Origin of the sequence: Pseudoalteromonas sp. CST2, assembly GCF_028599385.1 — a bacterium.
Taxonomy (GTDB): Bacteria; Pseudomonadota; Gammaproteobacteria; order Enterobacterales; family Alteromonadaceae; genus Pseudoalteromonas; species Pseudoalteromonas atlantica.
This window is the reverse complement of sequence record NZ_JAQREO010000001.1, coordinates 352,734-371,854: the sequence shown is the minus strand read 5'-3', so window position 1 is coordinate 371,854 and position 19,121 is coordinate 352,734. Positions and strand designations below refer to the sequence as shown.

The following is a 19,121-nucleotide window of genomic DNA, read 5'->3' as shown; positions in this document are numbered from 1 at the left end:
CTGCCCAAAGGGTTCTTCCTAGGGGCTATTTACTCTTTGTTGCCTACATGGATGTAGGTAAAGGGCGTGAGCAGGACGCGGAAGCTTTGCTCGGCTTTTACTTAGCCCACTAGGTTACAAACCTCGCGCCGCGATTAAATAGCCCCTAGTTTGAACAAATTTTAATCCGCAAAGGTCAACAGACCCTTAGAACATTAAACAGGATTGTGCATGCTTCGCTTAATACAAACACTACTTGCCACCAGCCTACTATTTACAGGTTTTATGGCGCAAAGTTACGAAATTGAAGATTTAGGCGATGGCCTCCACCGCTTTATTGACGACAGACACCGCTCGGTATTTTTAATCACCCCACAAGGTGCAATAGTTACCGACCCACTTAATAAAAAAGCCGCCACTTGGTTAAAGGAGCAAATTAAAACCCGCTATAACGTACCCGTTAAATACGTTGTATACAGCCATAATCACAGCGACCATATTTACGGCGCAGAGGTATTTAAAAGCCCGCACACAACCTTTGCAGCGCACAAACTTACCGCGCAAGATATTAAAAACACGAAAATAAAAACGGTTATGCCTAACCTTACTTTTGATGATGAACTAATACTTAGCCTTGGCGGCTCAACCTTAAAACTTAACTACCACGGCCCTAACGATGGCCGAGGCTCGGTAAGTATGCTGTTCGAAAAGCAAAAAACACTATTTGTGGTCGATTGGATAGTCATTGGCAGAATGCCATGGCAAAAACTGTGGAGCTACGATATTCAAGGTATGATTAATTCAACCCAAGCGGTATTAAATTACGACTTTAATACCTTTGTGGGCGGCCATGCCGATATGGGTAATAAAGCCGATGTTGCACGTTATTTAAGTTATATAGAGCAACTGTACAACCAAGTAACCGCCGCAGCGCTTGCAGGGCAAAGCCTAGAGCAAATAAAACAAAACGTTAAGCTCGATGAATTTTCAGATTTAAAGCAATATAAAGCATGGCTGCCACTTAATATTGAGGGCGTATACGAGCGCCTTATGGAAGAGTCGGGCATGGGCTGGCGCAGCGATTTATAAATTGTATGTGTATGCATTTATAGCTTAAATACAAGTGCATACGTATTCACATTGAATTAACAATGCGAGCTTGTGATAGTGCACTTTTTGTATGCTAAGGCGCCACCATGAAATTAGTTGCTTTACTGTTTAGCTTATCAATATTTGTAGTGCATACCAGCTATGCAAGCACGGCCAAAGTGCAAGTAAGCAAGGGCCAAATTGAAGTGATCGACAATATAGAATCACAGTTTGTAAAAAACCGTTTTTTAAATGTATGGTTACCGCCAGGTTACAGCAAAAACACCACCTACGATGTACTTTACATGCACGATGGCCGCATGCTGTTTGACGCCAATAGCACATGGAACAAACAAGAGTGGCGCGTAGATGAAGTAGCCGGCTCATTAATAGAGCAAGGCAAAGTACGCCCATTTATTGTGGTAGGCATTCCAAACGCCGTTGAAAACCGCCACAGCGAATACTACCCACAACAACCGTTTGAGGCCTTGAGCAAACAAAAGCAAAATGCCCTATACCAGTTAGAAAAATACCCAGGCCACAAATTATTTGCCTCTAAGGTGTACTCAGACAACTACTCACGCTTTTTAGTTAAAGAAGTTATTCCTTACATAGAGTCTAACTACAACGTAAACAAAGGCGCGCAGCACCGCTATATTGGTGGCTCTAGCATGGGTGGGCTTATATCGTGGTATACACTACTTAATTACCCTAACGAATTTGCCGGCGCTATTTGTATGTCGACCCACTGGCCGGGTATTTTTAGCCACGACGACGAAGTATTTGCCGAGTTTAAAAATTACATTGCCAACAACATCGCAAAGCTGAGTAACCAAAAAGTGTATTTTGATTACGGCGACAGCACTTTAGATTCCATGTACCCTAAGCTACAAGCGCAAATTGATGATTTATTTATGGCGCAACAATACCCAGCAAAGCTATGGCAAAGCCAGTATTTCCCGGGGGAAGATCACACCGAAAACGCGTGGGCAAAACGCTTACACATTCCCCTTGAGTTTATGTTTAGAAAAACCAAGCAAGCTGCCCCCGAATAATCATTTACAAGTATTATCCTATCAGTAATCACAAAAAAGCGGCTTAATGTTTACTACGTTAAGCCGCTTTTTTAATAGACTTTTAAACCGTTTTAAAACGTAGGTCGGAAGCGCAGCACCGTCCGACAATTAACGGCGCTTAAAGCTCATTAGTCTTACCAAGCATTCATAGGAACCTCTAAAGGAACTTGGCTACCATCCTCATTTTCTAAAACTAACTGTAAGATGTCCCCTGACTCCTTTCGCATTAATTTTTTTGCTTTACTGGCAGGGCAGCCCGGAATTTTACAGCCTTCTATAGAAATAATTTTTTGCCCTGCAACAATCCCTGCTTTTTCAGCGGGTGAATTAGGCTTTACGTTTTCAATAATAAATGACATTACTTTTGGGCTAAAAAAGCCATCCGCCCCAACGTTCCCTACAACTCCAAGCTTCACTTCTTCTGCTGCCAAGGCATTAAAAGAAATAATTGATATTAAAATAATTATAATTTTGAACATAAAAATAAACACTCCATGTTATCCAACACTAAATATGTTGGTATCGTTTTTTGTATTATTTGCTAAATATATGACTATTAATCATTCTCTGGGTCGCCGCGTTTGTTATATCGCTCTTTGAATGACTCATAGTCTTCGCTTTCAAGTAATAAAACATTTTGTAAAGTATAACTAGCCGCACCATATGTAAAATCAGCTGAAACAGAAACACTTTCCCCTATTTCAAAATCAGAACGATTAAACCCGCTAATTTCAGACTTGTTTATAGCAGCACACAACGAAGCTAACTTCTTTGGACCACTATTAATACTTATGCATAACTCAGATATTGGTTGGCCTTGCTGATCAACTTCGGGATACATTAGTATTATCCAGCTATCGTCCAAATTTTCACTATTTCCATCAACTAGTCGATGAATGTGTAATTTTTTTGCTTCATCTGAGCTCAGTACATTTTCAGAAATAACAAGCGATGTATTTTCAGCACTACATACCCAAAATGGGCAAAGTAATATAAAAACTAAAAGTATCTGCATACATCTCCTAAAATAAAACATTCAATAATCGCAACTAGTTTGTACTGGATTGCCCTGATTACTATAGAGCAATTTCCCATTCCCAGTTTCACACTCCACTATCGCATACTATTCAATCAAATGTTTAATTTCACATAAAAAACCGCGCTAACACTTTATAAAAAGCCTTAGCGCGGTTATTAATACTTTAAACCTAATTAACCAAATAACTAACTAAAATCGACCACCACTTCATAGCGCCCTGGCTTGTCGTTTACATCGTAAATCCAGCCGTGGCGTTTTATTATTTTTTCGCTTAATTGCAGGCCTAGTCCGTACCCTATGCTGGCGTGTTTTGCTGAAGGCGAGCTCGCTTTAGGGGCCTCGTCCTGCTTACTACAATTAACAATAGTCACTTTACTGCCTTGCTGCGTAATATGTACTTGGCCAAATTGGGTATGTTGGTAGGCATTACGAATTAAATTAGTCAGTACAATGTGGCACGCAGTAGCATCGGTGGTAATAACGCTCTCTTGTTGGGTGTTTAAAACCACCTCAACGTGCTTAGCATTAAGCAGGTAGTTAAGCTCATTACTCAGGGTCGTTATTTTATCACTAAGGTTTACAGGTTCTGGACTACTTTGCTGATCTTCGTTGCGGCTTAGCCATAATAACGTATCGGTTAAATCGCTCATGGTTAAACCGGCGCGCTCTATACGCTCAAGTGTAAGCTGCTGTTTATCACTTAACGGGGCTTTTTCGCTCAGCCGATTGAGTAGCTCAACGTTACTGCGAATAACCGAAATTGGCGTACGCAGCTCGTGGCTGGCATAGCTTAAAAAGCGCTGTTCACGCTCTACGCTTTCATTTGCCGAAAGTAAGCTGCTGCGTATTAATGTGGCTAAAGTGTTTAGTTCGTTATATGTAAAATCGGGCGGTGTTTGCTGTAGATTAGTTTGGTTTAACGATTTAGCCCAACCCCTTAACGACTCCACTGGCTTGGCTATTTTTTTCATTACCATAAACAAAAAAAACGCAAATAACACAATGGCAGCAATGCCTGTAATGGCAATCCATAGCATGCGTTGTTCGGGCTCTATATTAGCGAGCAATTGTGGTTTGTCTTTTTCGAGCATAATGCGCGATATATAACGCGGCTCGCCTTCGGGGTTTGGATAATACACCACAAAAAATAAATTTTGCGGCATAGAAAACATCGATGGCCTGTCTTTTGTTTTATGTAAAAGCCCCACCTCTGTTGGTTTTTTAAAACGCTGCTGAATTGACGCAGGCATGTCTTCCCAGCGACTTGCTATATTAAAGCCCACCAGCTCTTTTGTTTCCCCTGGCTTTACTTCTGTGGTTTGCGAAAGCTTTAACATAACCCCGTTTAAGCCTTTATCTAGCCCATCAATAAAGTAATTTACACTTAAAAACGAAAAGCCAATGGCCATAGCAGAGCTAAGCACCACCATACTGGCAAAAAAGTAGAGCCTTAAACTAGGCCTTATTTTCATTGTGGTTGCCCTTCATTTGCTGTTATTGCAAAGCCCACACTAGGAATGGTTTCAAGTGTAACTTGGTGTGTGGTTGCTTCTAATTGCTTGCGCAAATGATGCACATGCACTTTTAAACTGTTGCTGTCGGGCTGCTCTTCGCCCCATATAGCTTGCATAATGCTACTGCGCGTAACAGGCTGCGGCGCATGGCGTACTAAGGTTTCTAGCAATTTAAATGCAATGGGCGATAACTTTAATGTTTGCCCCTCTACATCGGCACTGCGCTTTGCTAAATCTAAATTTAAATTAGCTAAGGTGAGGCGTTTTGCCTCACCACTTTTGCGCTTTGCCAGTACTTGTACCCTCGCTACTAACTCTTTCATAGCGAAGGGTTTTACTAAATAGTCGTCGCTACCGGCGGCAAAGCCCTCAAGTTTATTATCGAGGCTATCGCGTGCGGTCAACATTAATACCGGAATATCTTTACCTTGTTCACGCAATGTTTTGCACATTGTTAAGCCGTCCATTTTGGGCATGTTTACATCTAAAATAATCATTTGATAATCATTAATTTGCAGTAAATTTAAGCCCAAAACGCCGTTGCTTGCATGGTCACACTCAATGTCTTCTATATCGAGGTAATCAACAATTGTTGTTGCCAGGTCTATGTCGTCTTCAACCAGTAGTACGTTTATCATTAAGAGGCAGCTCCTTGGGTGCGTTTACCACTTAAAAAGTCTAACACATTGGCAAGTAAGCGCTTAATGTCTATTTGAATCATTAATAATGCCGGAATAAGGATTAATGTAATAACCGTGGCAAACAAAATACCATAACCAAGTGATGCCGCAGCAGGGATTAAAAACTGTGCCTGCATTGAGGTTTCGCTTAATAACGGCACTAAGCCCGCATAGGTTGTAATTGAGGTAAGCATTACCGCGCGCAGGCGGCTTGTGCACGACTCTACAATGGCATCGTGCGTGCTCATGCCTTCATCTTTTACCAGCTCGTTAAAGCGCGATACCAATAATAGGCTGTCGTTTACAACGACCCCACTGAGCGCCAAAATACCATTTAAAGAAAGTATGCTGATGGTTAAGTCGTTCCACCAATGGCCTAAAATAGCACCCACAATACCAAACGGAATCGCCACCATAATCAACATAGGTTGAATGTACGATTTAAGTGGAATCGCCAGCAATACGTAAATAACTAATAACGCGGCTATAAACATAGTGGCCATTGAGCCTGTTGTTTCGTCTTGCTCTTCGGCTTCTCCGGCAAAGTGAATACTTAAGTTAGGAAATTGCGCGTTAAGCTCAGGTACTAAATCGCGGCTTAAGTTAGCAACTAATTCGTTAGATGCCACAATGTTTTTATCTACTTGTGCGCTTAAGTAAATTGCACGTAGGCCATCAATGCGGGTTATTTCATCTTGCTGATATTCGCTACTTATATTGGCTACGTTAACCAAAGGTACTACAGTGCCATCGGGTAATCTAATACGCGATTGCATTATATCGGCTGGTGTTTTACGGGCGTTTTCTGGGTAACGCACACGCACTTTTACTTCGTCTTTATCGCGCTGGTAACGCTGTACAATTGCTCCACCAAAAGCTTGTAAAACCTGCTCTGATAGGCTCGCCGTATCCATACCTAAAGCGCGCCCTTGTGCATTTAAGGTAAATTTAAGCTGTGGCTGACCTGGGTTTAAATTATCATCTATGCCATTAACACCAGCAGTATTTTGTAAGCGCTCTTTAAACAGTGCGCCTGCGGTCATTACGGTTTCGTCATCCCAGGCTTTTAGCTCCACTTTAAAGTTATCGACCATTTTACGTGTAGCCAATACTTGTAGCTTTTTACTGCCCTCTGGCATACCGGCAAGGCGCTGCCATTCTTGTGCAAATTCGCTTGCAGTAAAGTCGCCCTCGTTTAATAGCTCAACACTTACCGTACCGCTAGTATCGCTACTGCTCACTAATTGTAAGCTCGTTATTTCGCTCTCTTGCGAGTCAAACTTATCCATTAAATTTTGCTGGGCTTGTAGTGCACTTTGCTCAAGCGCTAACAAGTTTTTATTAGTTTGCCCATACGCTGCATCGTTTTGCATAACAAGCTCAGCGGTTACGGTATCGCCGGCAATACTTGGGAAAAAACCTACTTTTACTGCACCGGTCATAGGCATACCAACAACCAGAATAAAAAAGGCCACAAATGCAGCAACAATGGCGTATCTAAATCGTAACGAGTATTCAATAACGCGGCGGTACACTTTATCGCTAAACCAAGTTAGACCGCTGTCGGCGCCATGCTGCACCTTTGACCACAAGCCACTAAGACCCGACTTTAACTGGCGTTTAGTGCTTACGTGGGCTAAATGCGACGGTAAAATAAGTTTTGATTCAACAACCGAAAGCAGTAAACATATCGTCACTACGGTCGCAAACTGTGAGTAAATTTTACCTAAGTTGCCAGATACATTCGAAAGCGCAACAAACGCCGCTACCGTGGTTAATACCCCAAAGATGGTGGGTACAGCCACCTTCATGGTGCCTAAAATCGTGTTATTAAGGCTGTCGCCGTGTTTTTTGCGAGTGGTGTAAATACTCTCCCCCACAACCACGGCATCGTCGACCACGATCCCCAGCGCCATAATAAAACCAAAGGTGGTCATTTCATTTATGGTCAGTGCGGTGTAGCTGTCGGTCATAAAGTACAGCGTGCCAAAAAATACAAATGGCAAGCCACCCGCAACCCATAGTGCAACGCGTACATTTAAAAATATCGCTAAAATAACAAACACCATAATAATACCGGTTACGGCATTTTTAGTAAGCAGCGATAGGCGCTCGGTGATCATGGTGCTTTTGTCGTGCCAGCTTTCAAGCTCTACATTTTGCGGTAATAAGCCCCGCTCGTGCCATGTATCAATTACGCTTTGTGCTTGCTCAACTATGGTGGTTATATCGCTATTTTCATCCATTAAAATTTCAATGCCTACGGCATTTTGTTGGTTATAACGACTTAGTGAGTTGGTATCTTCTGCGAATGTGTCGGTAACGGTTGCTACATCACCTAATTTAATTTGTGTGCCTGATTGCGTTGTAAGTAACACTATATTGGCAAAGTCGCGCTGCCAATAAGCTTGGTCTGCCGCTTTTAGGCGCATTATTTTATTGCTATCGCGCAAGCTAGTAGAAAGCGGGCTCGATGATTCGTTGTTAATCACCTCGCTTACATCGCTAATTGTTAAACCGTAGGCTTGTAGTTTGCCTTCGTCGATTTCTACCGACATCATAGGGTCTAGCACGCCCGATTGCTCTACATCGCTAATGCCCGATTTAGCTAATAAATCGGCTTTTAGTTTTTCACCTAGGTTTTGCAACGTATGGCGGTCGGCATCACCAAACAATTGTAAGGTTAATGCGTGATCTTGCCTACGCGCTTTGTCGATCACCGGCTCTTCGGCATCTGCCGGAAAGTTATTTATGGCATCAACTTGGTTTTTAACATCGGTGAGTAGCTCATCAAGCGAGTAATCGGTTTTTTTCTCAATGCTTACATGACTGCCGCTGGCATCGGATGTAGAGGTAATGCGCTTAATACCCGGTACGGTTTCAAGGGCTTCTTCTACTTTTAGGGCGATGCCTTCTTCTGCTTGTAAGGCATCGCCACTGTCGTAAACCACCGATACTGAAATAGTATCTGGCTCAAGGCTTGGAAACGCCTCTTTACGCAAAGTAGAAAGCGACATTATGCCCATTACTATTACGCTAATGAGTAATAAATTGGCGGCCACTGAGTTGTTAGCAAACCAGCTAATAATGCCGTGCAAAGGGTTAGTATTATTAGGTAATTGCGGTGCTTGATGCGGGCTCATTATGGCATCTCCTCAACAATTGGGTTTACTAACATATCGTTTAAGTAGCTTACGAGTGGGCGAGCCACCACACGTAAATTAGTGTGCCCTTCAATTGGAGAGATATAAACGTAATCACCGCGCTCAAATAGTTTTTGCGCTTGAATGCTCATTAACGTGTTTTGCTCGTTTACGTACCAAATTAAGCCCTCTTGCGATACTGCTGAGGCGGGTAATTTAATTACGTTGTTAAGCGCTTTACCGGCAATTTGTACCGCTAAAAATGTACCTGGTAACAATGGTGTTGCTTGCTCAAAAGGTTTGTCTAGCGCAACCACTACACTGCGCTGACGAGAGTTATCGTCAAGATGCTGCTCAAAACGAGCAATGTAACCTTGCCACTGATTCTGTGTTGTTACATCACTTAAAATAACCTCGCCCGACTTATCGCTTGCCAGGTTTTGCCATTGGCTTAATGAAAGCGGTACGCTAATTTCTACTTTGTCGGTGCTGTTTAATGTAGCAAGTGTATCGCCGATGCTTACGTAAGTGCCTAAATCTACATCGCGCGATAAAATAACAGCATCAAACGGCGCACTTATATGGGTGTTTTTTTCATCACGCTGCGCAGTTTGGAGTGCGTATTGGGCGTTATCGGCCGTTGCTTGGGCAGCTTCTAGCTGTAGCGTTCTAAATACTAAAGGTGAGCTTGGCGCTTGTGTTACACCCGAGCGCTGCCATTCACGCTTTGCTTGGTTTCCTAAGTCTTGCTCTTCTTGTAGGGCAAGTTTGGCATCTGCCAATGTGGCTTTAGCGCTCGCGACTGCTTGTAAGTATTCGGTGTTATCTATTTGTGCAAGCACTTGGCCTTTTTTAACTACATTACCGGTAGCAAATTGCTCGCTCATATTGGTTATTTCGCCCTTAACTTGTGCTTTTAAGCTAAGTGCCCAGTGCGCTTTAGCCTCACCGTGGCCGCTAACATAGGCTTGATAGGTACTTGGCACAGCATTTATAACCGATACATTGGGTGCCACAGATTTAGCCGGCTCCGGCTTTGGGCCATTTGCTTGCTGCGCCATTTTTTGGCCGTTATATGAAATAGCAAGCCCTATACAAACAATGGCAACAAGAGTTACAACAACAGGTACTGGCGAAATTTTCATGACGATACTCCAAGGCCCAAGGCAAGGCCTAAATCTATACGGTTAGTTAAAAGGGTGTAATTTATTTGGCTAAGCTGAGCTTGTAGGTCGTACATCTGCTGCTGCACAGTGAGTAGGTCTAAAATATCAACCAAACCTTGCTGGTATTTGCTTTGGTAGTTGCTATAACTTCGCTTAGCACTGGCAAGTGCTTTACTAATTTGTAGTTGTTGCTGTGTTAATGATTGCTCTTGACCTAGCGCATTTTCTACTTCGTTTACGGCGCTAAGTAGCGTGTCTTGGTATTCCCAAAAGGCTTGTTCGGCATTTAATTTTGCAAAATCAACTTGCGCACGAAGTGCCCCGCCTTGAAACAACGGCGCACTTAAACTGCCTAGTAAGTTCCATACTGGGCTGGTTAATAATGCTTGGCTGGGTGTAGTTGCTAAATCGCTAAGCGATGCCGAAAGCGTAATGCTTGGCAGTAAATCTTTGTAAGCTACATCCACTAAATAACGTTTAGATTGAATATTGTAATAGGCACTTTGTAAATCGGGGCGACGCGCTAAATCTTGCTCTGGTAACGCGCTTAGCGGCTCAATAACCTCAGGTAAAACAGAGGTAGTAGGTAAGTTTTCAAGTTTATCAACGCCCACTAATAATACTAAAGCGCGTTTAGCTTGTGCTATTTGTTCTTGATAATCGGCAATAGTGGCTCGGGTTGAAGCGGTATTTGTACGCGCGGTATCAAGGGCTTCTAAATCACCTAAGCCGTATTGGTAACGCTCAACAATACTTTGCTCGTTATTTTCTAAAACCGTTAAGCGCTGCTGCTCTATGTTAAGTAAATCTTGCTGCAAAATAATGTTTAAATACGTGCGCATCACGCTGGCTACTAAGGTGTCTTTAGCGCCTTGGTAAGTGGCCTGATTACTGGCTATGGTCATGTCTTGCGCGGCTACGTTATCAGCAATTTTTTGCCATACGTCGGCCTCCCAGCTAACCCCTAGTAATGAGCTGTACTGTGTGCCAGTTGTTTCGTTGCGCTGAGCGTCAAAATCGGCATCTACACTAAACCACTGGCTTGCTGCGGTAACATCGCGCTGCGCATAAGCAAGTTTTAGCGCCACATGCACTTGGTTAAATGAAGGGTTATTTGCAACGGCTTGGTTAATAAGCGAATCAAGCCCCGCTATATTCACTAAATCAGTGATATAACTTACCTCGGTTGCATCATCTTGTGTGTATTGCCAATTTGCATGCTGCTTTAGCGATTGCTCGGTGCTATTACCTGTATAGCTTGGCTGGCTACTACACGCAGCAAGCGTGCAGCTAAGTGCAAGCAATAAAACCGTTGAGCGCTTTTTAAAATAAACCATTTAACTGTGCCTAATTTACATCATTACACACAGTTTATTAGGACAAGGGTTAAGGGTGGGTTAAAAGGGGTTAACTTACTTTAGACAGATTAGTATTTGCCTCATTTAGCCAAATTTCGTAGCCTTTGGCAAAAATACTCACTTAAAACTCATATGCATAAATTAATTTTTACCCTTTTTTTATTACTCCCTACGTTATTGCAGGCTCAAGTAACCTTAAGTGATAAAACCATTATATACAGTGGCCAAATCAACAAACAAAATAACAATACGGCGGCTGAGCTTTTAAAAACTAACTCTACAATTAATACATTTACGATTACCAGCGGCGGCGGAAACATTGATTTAGGGATGGATTTAGCCGAATTAATTTTGGCGCATAAGCTAACAGTAAACATAAAGCAGCTTTGCTTTTCGTCGTGTGCTAATTATGTGTTGCTTGCTGGCAACCCTACTACAATTGAGCCCAATACGATTATTGGCTGGCATGGGGATGCAGCCTCAGCTAAGTGGTTAGATAGTGATATTGATGCCATGGTAAAGCATTTAAAAGAGCCACAAAAAAGCCAAAAGTGGCAGACATTACGCGCCCATTACGATGAGGTAATTGCTAAAGCAAGCTTGCGCGAAAAAGACTTTTACACAAAGCTAAATGTAAATCACGACCTACTCACAGTAGGGCTAAAACCCAGTTTACGCAGCGCCGCCATAAAGCAACGTGCGCGTGGCTGGACGTACTCACCTAAGGTGCTTAACTATTTTGGAATTAGCAATATTAGCTATAATAATTGGCAACCTCGTTCAGTTAAAAACTTTCCGCTGCTTATTATTAGCGACTTAAACTAACAACCATCATCCTCTTTACTAATCTCATTTTTACTCACAATAAAGCCCTGTTAATAGCAGGGTTTTGTGTTTTAGCTGCCTTATAAGTACTTTGTGGATACTCACTATTAATATGACAAATACTTTACACACTTTAAAATCTAATTGATATGCGTTATCATTCGCAACATCATTAACTTTTAATATTAACAATAATGAACAAGCTAATTAAATTTACCCCAATATTATGCGCGCTTGCGTTGGCTGGTTGTGGCGGGAGCTCTGGTAATACTGCTCCACAGTTTTCTCAACCTAATTTAAGTTTTACTGTAAACGAAGACACCACTTTTTCAGGCCAAGTAACAGCCACCGACGATGACGCCTTAAGCTATACGCTTGCCAATGCACCAAGCAATGGCATCATAGCAGTTGAAGCAAACGGTGAATTTACCTACACACCATTTAGTAATTATTTTGGAGAAGACACAGCAACCATTAGCGCAAGCGATGGCAGCTTAACGGCAAATGTAGTGATACGTTTTAGCGTAGAAAATGTTAATGATGCACCGCAGCTACTAACTACTAATGTATTTGTTACCTCTTCAACCACCACTCAAGGGGTTATTACTACACAAGACTTAGATGGCGACACCGTAACTATTAGCTTAATAACACCACCGAGTAATGGCGTAATGAGCATAAATAGCACCACGGGTGAATTTACCTATGAGGCTCAATCTCTAAGCAGCATTGATGAGCAATTTGAAATTAGCTACACAGATGGCCTAATTAGCGAGCCGTTAACTGCAATTATTTCACTAAGCCCTTCTTATGTAACTAACGAAGATAAACTTAATTATTATTACAGCTCTAGTCTGTCGCACTTAAAACAAGCCGACGAGTTAAGCGCAAATATTGCCGATGAACTTTCTCGATATGAGGTATACGCAACCCAAGCTGCGGCCTATGCACGTGCAGGGTTTTTAGATACTGCTAACGACTATTTAGCGCTTATAAACGAGCAAACAGCGCGTTCTTCGGCACTAAAAGATGTGGCACAAGCACTAGACGAAATAGGCCAAACAGAACAAGCAAACGATTACCGTGACCAAGCGGTGGCGGCCTACAACCAATACTTAGCTGATAAAGGCTTTGATAACATTGCCTCATCAGACGCATCAGCGCTTTATTCTTTAGTAAAAAGCTATTTAGCTGCTGATCAAGTTTCGCAAGCAAGTAATTTGTTAAATACAATTTCATTATACGCAGAGCAAGTACGCGAAGACGAATACACCTCAAGCTATGGCTACTTTTTAAATGGCGTACGCTTATCAATAGATGACGCCCTACAAAGCTATGCGCAAAGCCTAGATGAAAGCGATTTAACGCAAGCCAAATTGCTTGCTAATAACTACGCGCAACTTGCAGTAAAAACAGGTTACAGGCTAGTACGTAGCGGCGAATACGAAGGCCAACCATACGAGCAATACAAAACGCTACATGGTGCATGGGCTGCGCAATACCTTTATAGAGCTGGCGAATTTGAAGCGGCAAAAGACTATACTAACCAGGTACTTGCCATGTATGGTTCAACGGGTTTTGATAGTAACTACGCTTACTCTGCATCGCCTTACAGCGCCGCTACTTTAGATAACTACACTTATCCTATTCAATTTTTAGCAGGCTTAATTGAAGGCCTTTACCAAAGCGACGAAAACCCAGCAATAACGCTATCAGACAGCGAAACCGATATAAACAACGCGCAAGAGCAAGTGTATGGTTTTAATATAGCTAATCGCCTGCTTGGTGGGGAAGATATAACGAGTGCCGCAGCTCAAGCTCGCAGCTTTTTTATAGAAAATGGTGATTACAACGAATTTTTTAGAGCGCTAACATCGCTTGATAACGTCCCTGGCACAGGCCTAATTTTAAGTGAAGCCGGCAGAAACGATCTAGCACAGCAAGTATTTACCTATGCTGGCGACTTTATAGCCTCGGATGACTACATAAGCAAAGAATCATCAACCACGCTTTTAACCGGTTCCAAGGGCTGTAAATTGTTAGTTGATTTAACTGCGCAAGTCGGTGGTGATACAGCAAATGCCGCTAATAAATGCTTAACCATGCTTAATACGCTCAATGCAGGCGATATACGTACGCTAAGTAATACCTCATCAATTACAGCTCATAATCAAGTAATAGTATCGCTTATTAAAGGCGGCTTATCGGAGCAAGTAGCTGGTGTACACAATCAACTCCTTAGCTACATTGCCCTAGATGAAGATACCGAAGACAGGTTTGAAGCCCGCTTAGAAACCTTAGGTTACTTAGTTAATGCAAACCAAACATCACTGGCAAGTACCACTTTAAATGATGCTATTACTGAAATAACCCCTGAGCTAAATGCATTAACAAGCGATCAGCTAGAAACTATTTTAGCCGCTGTTAAAGCCGAAGTAATTGGCTTAGAAGAAGCTCAAACAGGTGAATTTGAACGTTATTCTATGCTTTCAAGTATGGGCACTAACGCGGCGAATATTAGCGATTTTTCAGCAAACTATAGCAATGCAAAAACACAAGCTAGCACGCTTTTAAATACGCTTGAGCCTCTTATTTTAAACTTTGCCGATACAATTATTGCCGACAACATGGAAGATTTAGTAAACAGTTTTACGCTAATTAACGATACCACTAAAGCACAAAGCTTAATAAATAATGGCGTCAATGGCGAAGCCGATCAGCTTGAGCTTTACATAGGCATGACCAACTTAGTCGCCTCTCGTGATGACTTTAAAGGCATAGCTATTGCCAGCGTAGATACAGACCACGACGGCTTACCTAACTTCTTTTTACCTAACACCAGCGATGAAGATATAGCCTTAGCTGGATTAATTGCCGACCAAGACGCCGATAACGATGGCGTAATTGATAGCGAAGACACTACCCCACTAGGTATTTAACTAAGAGCCGTAATAAATGCAGACACCGACTACCCTCGCGTGTCTGCTTTTGCTTTCTCAGGGTGTATACGCCGCAGAGCAGCAACAGCAGACCGAACCAAAAACACAGCCATGTAACGGCCTTAAAAATGAGCAAAAAGAGCGTTGTGAAGCACTTGAGCACATTGAAGTAAAAGGCCAGTACATAGGCATAGAAGTACCCGAAGTTATTGGGCGTTCTTACTTAAATCGTGACTTTATAAATGCCACACCTAAAGGCAACGGCGATATAAACGAGCTTATTGCATTGCTCCCTGGTGTACAGCTAAGCAACGAGGCTTACTCTATTGGTAGTTTGGCAGAAATCAGCGCACCAGAAATATCAATCTCAGGCGCACAGCCATGGCAAACTGGCTTTTCGTTAGATGGACTAAACTACAATAACCGCATAGACCCGGGTAGCAGCAGCCGCTTAAGCTCTTCATCAAACGATGTATCGGGCGGCGTGCAAAGCATGAATGTAAACTCCGATGTAGTTGAATCAATCACAGTGTACGACCATAACATTCCGGCTGAGTTTGGTGGCTTTTCGGGTGGCATTGTTGATAGTAAAACCAAAAGCGTATTTACCAATGACAGTTTTAGCTTTGGTGTGCGGGGTAATCAAAGCAGCTGGGGGAGTTATCACTTTATAGAAGCCGATCAAGACAGCTCTCAGCAAAATGTTGATCAAAGCACACTTGAAACGCCTAAGTATGAAAAAATCAGCTATAACCTGCGTGCTAATAAACAAATTAATAAGCGCCATGGCGTAATGATGAGTGTTAGTTACTTAACCAGCGACATCAGCGATTTGTCGTTAGGAGAAGTCAAAACGCAAAGCCGTAAAAACATAAATGCCATTGTTAAATATGGTTATCGCAATGGCTGGGTAGACGCATTAGATTTAACCCTAATGTATTCACCTTACGAAGTAGATGACTTTATAACCGACGCCAAAGACAGCGACTTCCATTTAGAAGGCGGCGCAGTAGGCGCGGTCGCATCACTTACCCAGCACTTTGATTTTGCAACCTGGCGCAGCAACCTTAATTTTAGTATGAGTGATAGCAGCCGAGAAGGCCCAGCGCACTTTTATAACTGGCTGCAAGCTAAAGGCAAAGATTGGGGACAATATGCCGACCAAGGCGATGCGCAAACACGCTACTCTCGCCAAGGAGGCTATGGCGCTTTAGATAACACCCAATACACCACCAGCTGGAAAAACACGCTAAATTTCAATTCATTTGAATTTGCAGGAACTGAGCATAATATTAAGGCCGGTATAGAGCTTATTCGCCAAGAAGTAGAGCGCGAACGCATACAAAATAGCTATAACTACGACTCCCCTATTATATGGTCTAGCGCTAGTACACCACTTAATTGCAGTGGTTACACGCTTGACTGCCAAGCGCTTGAAACCACTATATCTATTGACGAACTTGCAGCGCAGTTAGGGGGCGAAATTGATTTTAACAACCAAGATCACATAACAGCGTACAGCAACAATGTAACAGCCACCGCCCAGTATTTTAATGGCCGCTTAGTAACCCCAGCAGAGTATATAAATGTAGCGTTAAATCGCGCCTCGTTTTATGCAACAGATAGCATTACCTTAGGGCAATTAAGCTTAAATTTAGGTATGCGCTACGAATACGATGACTTTTTAGCTAATCATAATATTGCGCCACGTCTATCCCTTGGTTACGATGTATTTAACAACAACCGCACTATTATTAGCGCAGGGATTAACCGCTATTACGATTCAGCCATTATTGGTTATAAAGTAAAAGAGCAGCAGCGTTTTTCATACCGAGAGTACCGCCCAATTGAAAACGGCTACCTTCAAGGGTGGCTGCCGTCTAACTATACCGGCGCGTTTAAATACCGCTTTGATGATGTAAATACCCCCTACGATGACGAACTCGCATTAGGTATTGCGCATTCATTTGAAAAAGCAGGCAATATATCGCTCAAATATGTAAAACGTAAAAAGCGTCAGCAATTTTCTCAGGTTACCGATGAAGAAGCAGCTAGTGATGGCTATAAATACATTTATATGACTAACGAGGGTGATGGCAGCTCAGAGCGCTACTCTATCTCGTGGAGTGCACAGTTTGGTAAGCACTCTTTATGGGCCAATGCCTCCTACGCTGAAAACAAAATTTCAAACGATGAATACAGCGCTAGTGCAGAAAATACCCCCCTTGATGAACTCGTTTATTATCTCAATGCACAAGGCGAAGGCGAGCTTGTAACGCTTGGGCAGCTAGAGCAAATACGTACCAACTTTGGCACCCCAGTGTCAGGTGCGCTTGGCTGGAATGTTGATTGGAACAGCTCATTTAGTACAGGCTTAAATGTTACCTACAGTGACAGCTACACCAGCGCGGTAAGTACCGGGGCTAGCGAAAGTATTGGGCTTGAGCAAAGCTGTACAAGTTGCCCTGTAGAATCAAGCTTAGTTGATGTATACGAAGAGCAAGAAATACGCGCCAGAACCATGCTAGGGCTAAGTTTACGCTATAGCCATAACCTCACAAAAACCCAATCTATTGACATAAGAGCGGATATTTCTAATTTATTAAATGCCCGCGCTTACACAGTAAACGAAGGAGCATCAGGTATTGAGCCTGGGCGTATGTTTTGGGTAGGAGTTAGCTATAACTATGATTAGGTTATTAAGCATTTTTTTACTGTGCTCATTTAGCTTAAACGCCAAATCAACAAGTAGTAACGATTTACGCTCACTTTATAGTAAAGGCCAAGCTCATTGGCCTGCTATTCAAACCAGTGACGGAAGAAGCGTTGAGCCCATGTCGCTTTTGCCTGTAGCATCGCCTAAACCGGAGCATGTTGCACTAGGCGATAAGCTTTTTCATGATGTGCAGCTTTCACGTAATAATACCGTTAGCTGCGCCACCTGCCATGAACGCGACAAAGGCTTTCATGATGGCCGTACAACCGCCATAGGCATTGACGAGCAAGTAGGCACGCGTAACACCCCCGCTATTTTTGGTATTGATCAATGGCAACATTTTTTTTGGGATGGACGCGCAAGCACCGCTGAGCAGCAAGCGCTTATGCCAATAGAAAACCCAATTGAAATGGACTTAGATCCAAAAATAGCTTTAGCCCGAGTAAATAAAGATAAGAGTTACCGTGCATTTAATAAAAGCGCTTTTAATAGCAGCACCTTAACCACAGAGCAAATGGCAAAGGCCTTAGTTGCGTTTGAGCGCACATTAGCAGCGCCAAATAGCCGCTATAAAACTTTTTTAACGCAGCTTAATAAAAATCCACAGCAAGCAGTTAGTAGCCTAAGTGATAGTGAGTTAAATGGCCTGCACCTATTTAGAACTAAAGCTAAATGTATGACTTGCCATAACGGCGCACTACTCAGTGACAACCAATTCCATGGCACAGGGCTGCATTATTACGGCCGCCGTTTTGAAGATAAAGGCCGCTACGATGCCACCCACAACCCTGAACATATTGGCCAATTTAGAACCCCATCGCTATTAGGGTTAATGCAAACATTTCCGTGGATGCATAACGGCTTATTTGACGATTTAGCCGGTATTGTCGCCTTATATAAACATGGCGGAGTAAGGCCCAGACCACGAAAAAACCAACTAAACGACCAACACTTCCCTAAAACCACCGACCTGCTTATAAAGCTTAATTTAACCAAGCAAGAACAAGCAGACCTAGTGGCATTTTTAAGGATTTTATAAATAGTAAGCTACTCACTAAAGTGCGCGTGAGTAGCTTAGCGATATAAAATCGAGGCCTGGGTTGGGCTTTTTAATACCAGCGTTTGAATAATGAAAATACTTAAGTGACACGCTATGTTGCTCAGCCTCACCAAATTTCATGGCAATGCCTAGGCGGTCTTCAAACTGGTAATGTGTGCTTATGTTTTTTCCCGCAAATTTGGTGTCGTCTAATAAGCTTAAACCAATACCAAACTCGGCAAAAACGCGGTTCCCAGCAATACTGCCAATAGGATAAAAAATAACAGGCGAAAGCGATAAGCCTAAATTAGCGTCGTAGCGTTTTGGGTCATCGTATTCAAAAAAGTTAGCATTGGCTTCTAGGTAAATCTCTAGCTCTTCAAAGCCTTCTATTTGATAATCTAAGGCATATTGATAAGCCACCTTAATCCCTCGCACGTCTCCTTCACCTTGAATATAGCTCATCGAAAAGTAATCTTGTGCAGCCGTTGCAGCGCCTGCGTATAGCGTTATAGCTATTAAAAACAATTTATAAAGTTTCATGTTATTCACCTCAAG

General features: G+C 42.5%; 14 protein-coding genes. 6 read left to right on the top strand and 8 right to left on the bottom strand.

The window, feature by feature from the left end; all coding sequences use genetic code 11:
* Positions 1 to 210 precede the first annotated feature (210 nt).
* Positions 211 to 1,068 carry an MBL fold metallo-hydrolase gene (locus PSH41_RS01695; RefSeq protein ID WP_273588692.1) on the top strand — a complete coding sequence of 286 codons (858 nt, stop codon included), beginning with the start codon at positions 211 to 213 and terminating at the stop codon, positions 1,066 to 1,068.
* A gap of 107 nt (positions 1,069 to 1,175) precedes the next feature.
* Entirely contained in the window at positions 1,176 to 2,123 is a 948-nt protein-coding gene (locus PSH41_RS01690; RefSeq protein ID WP_273588691.1) for an alpha/beta hydrolase, read from the top strand.
* Between the two features lie 155 nt (positions 2,124 to 2,278).
* Here PSH41_RS01690 and PSH41_RS01685 read toward each other — a convergent pair whose 3' ends face one another.
* The 7 genes from PSH41_RS01685 to PSH41_RS01655 all read right to left on the bottom strand — a co-directional run bounded on the left by PSH41_RS01685 (position 2,279) and on the right by PSH41_RS01655 (position 11,023).
* Positions 2,279 to 2,623, bottom strand: coding sequence for a PDZ domain-containing protein (locus tag PSH41_RS01685; protein WP_024033228.1), 345 nt, complete (start codon positions 2,621 to 2,623; stop codon positions 2,279 to 2,281).
* Between the two features lie 77 nt (positions 2,624 to 2,700).
* On the bottom strand, positions 2,701 to 3,159 hold the full coding sequence (locus PSH41_RS01680; protein ID WP_248451228.1) for a hypothetical protein: 459 nt from the start codon (positions 3,157 to 3,159) through the stop codon (positions 2,701 to 2,703).
* Between the two features lie 209 nt (positions 3,160 to 3,368).
* Complete coding sequence (locus tag PSH41_RS01675; protein ID WP_273588690.1) at positions 3,369 to 4,655, bottom strand: sensor histidine kinase; 1,287 nt, start codon at positions 4,653 to 4,655, stop codon at positions 3,369 to 3,371.
* A complete protein-coding gene (locus PSH41_RS01670; protein ID WP_029772931.1) occupies positions 4,652 to 5,335 on the bottom strand; it encodes a response regulator transcription factor in 684 nt (227 codons plus the stop codon). The genes PSH41_RS01675 and PSH41_RS01670 overlap by 4 nt, the downstream gene beginning before the upstream one ends.
* Positions 5,335 to 8,520, bottom strand: coding sequence for an efflux RND transporter permease subunit (locus tag PSH41_RS01665; RefSeq protein ID WP_273588689.1), 3,186 nt, complete (start codon positions 8,518 to 8,520; stop codon positions 5,335 to 5,337). Before PSH41_RS01665 ends, PSH41_RS01670 begins: the two co-directional genes overlap by 1 nt.
* Positions 8,520 to 9,665, bottom strand: coding sequence for an efflux RND transporter periplasmic adaptor subunit (locus PSH41_RS01660; RefSeq protein ID WP_273588688.1), 1,146 nt, complete (start codon positions 9,663 to 9,665; stop codon positions 8,520 to 8,522). Before PSH41_RS01660 ends, PSH41_RS01665 begins: the two co-directional genes overlap by 1 nt.
* Positions 9,662 to 11,023, bottom strand: coding sequence for a TolC family protein (locus tag PSH41_RS01655; protein WP_273588687.1), 1,362 nt, complete (start codon positions 11,021 to 11,023; stop codon positions 9,662 to 9,664). The genes PSH41_RS01660 and PSH41_RS01655 overlap by 4 nt, the downstream gene beginning before the upstream one ends.
* A 153-nt stretch (positions 11,024 to 11,176) precedes the next feature.
* Between PSH41_RS01655 and PSH41_RS01650 the strand changes: the two genes are divergently transcribed.
* From PSH41_RS01650 to PSH41_RS01635, 4 genes are all read left to right on the top strand, one after another.
* Positions 11,177 to 11,869, top strand: coding sequence for a hypothetical protein (locus tag PSH41_RS01650; RefSeq protein ID WP_273588686.1), 693 nt, complete (start codon positions 11,177 to 11,179; stop codon positions 11,867 to 11,869).
* A 194-nt stretch (positions 11,870 to 12,063) separates the two neighbouring features.
* Entirely contained in the window at positions 12,064 to 14,808 is a 2,745-nt protein-coding gene (locus tag PSH41_RS01645; RefSeq protein WP_273588685.1) for an Ig-like domain-containing protein, read from the top strand.
* A gap of 16 nt (positions 14,809 to 14,824) precedes the next feature.
* Positions 14,825 to 17,503: a porin gene (locus tag PSH41_RS01640; protein ID WP_273588684.1), complete on the top strand. Its 2,679-nt coding sequence runs from the start codon at positions 14,825 to 14,827 to the stop codon at positions 17,501 to 17,503.
* The gene (locus PSH41_RS01635) at positions 17,496 to 18,563 is read left to right on the top strand and encodes a cytochrome-c peroxidase (RefSeq protein ID WP_273588682.1); all 1,068 of its coding nucleotides are present in this window, start codon (positions 17,496 to 17,498) and stop codon (positions 18,561 to 18,563) included. The genes PSH41_RS01640 and PSH41_RS01635 overlap by 8 nt, the downstream gene beginning before the upstream one ends.
* Before the next feature lie 15 nt (positions 18,564 to 18,578).
* Here the strand turns inward: PSH41_RS01635 and PSH41_RS01630 are convergent, their stop codons facing one another.
* On the bottom strand, positions 18,579 to 19,106 hold the full coding sequence (locus tag PSH41_RS01630) for an acyloxyacyl hydrolase (RefSeq protein WP_024033246.1): 528 nt from the start codon (positions 19,104 to 19,106) through the stop codon (positions 18,579 to 18,581).
* Positions 19,107 to 19,121 lie beyond the last annotated feature (15 nt).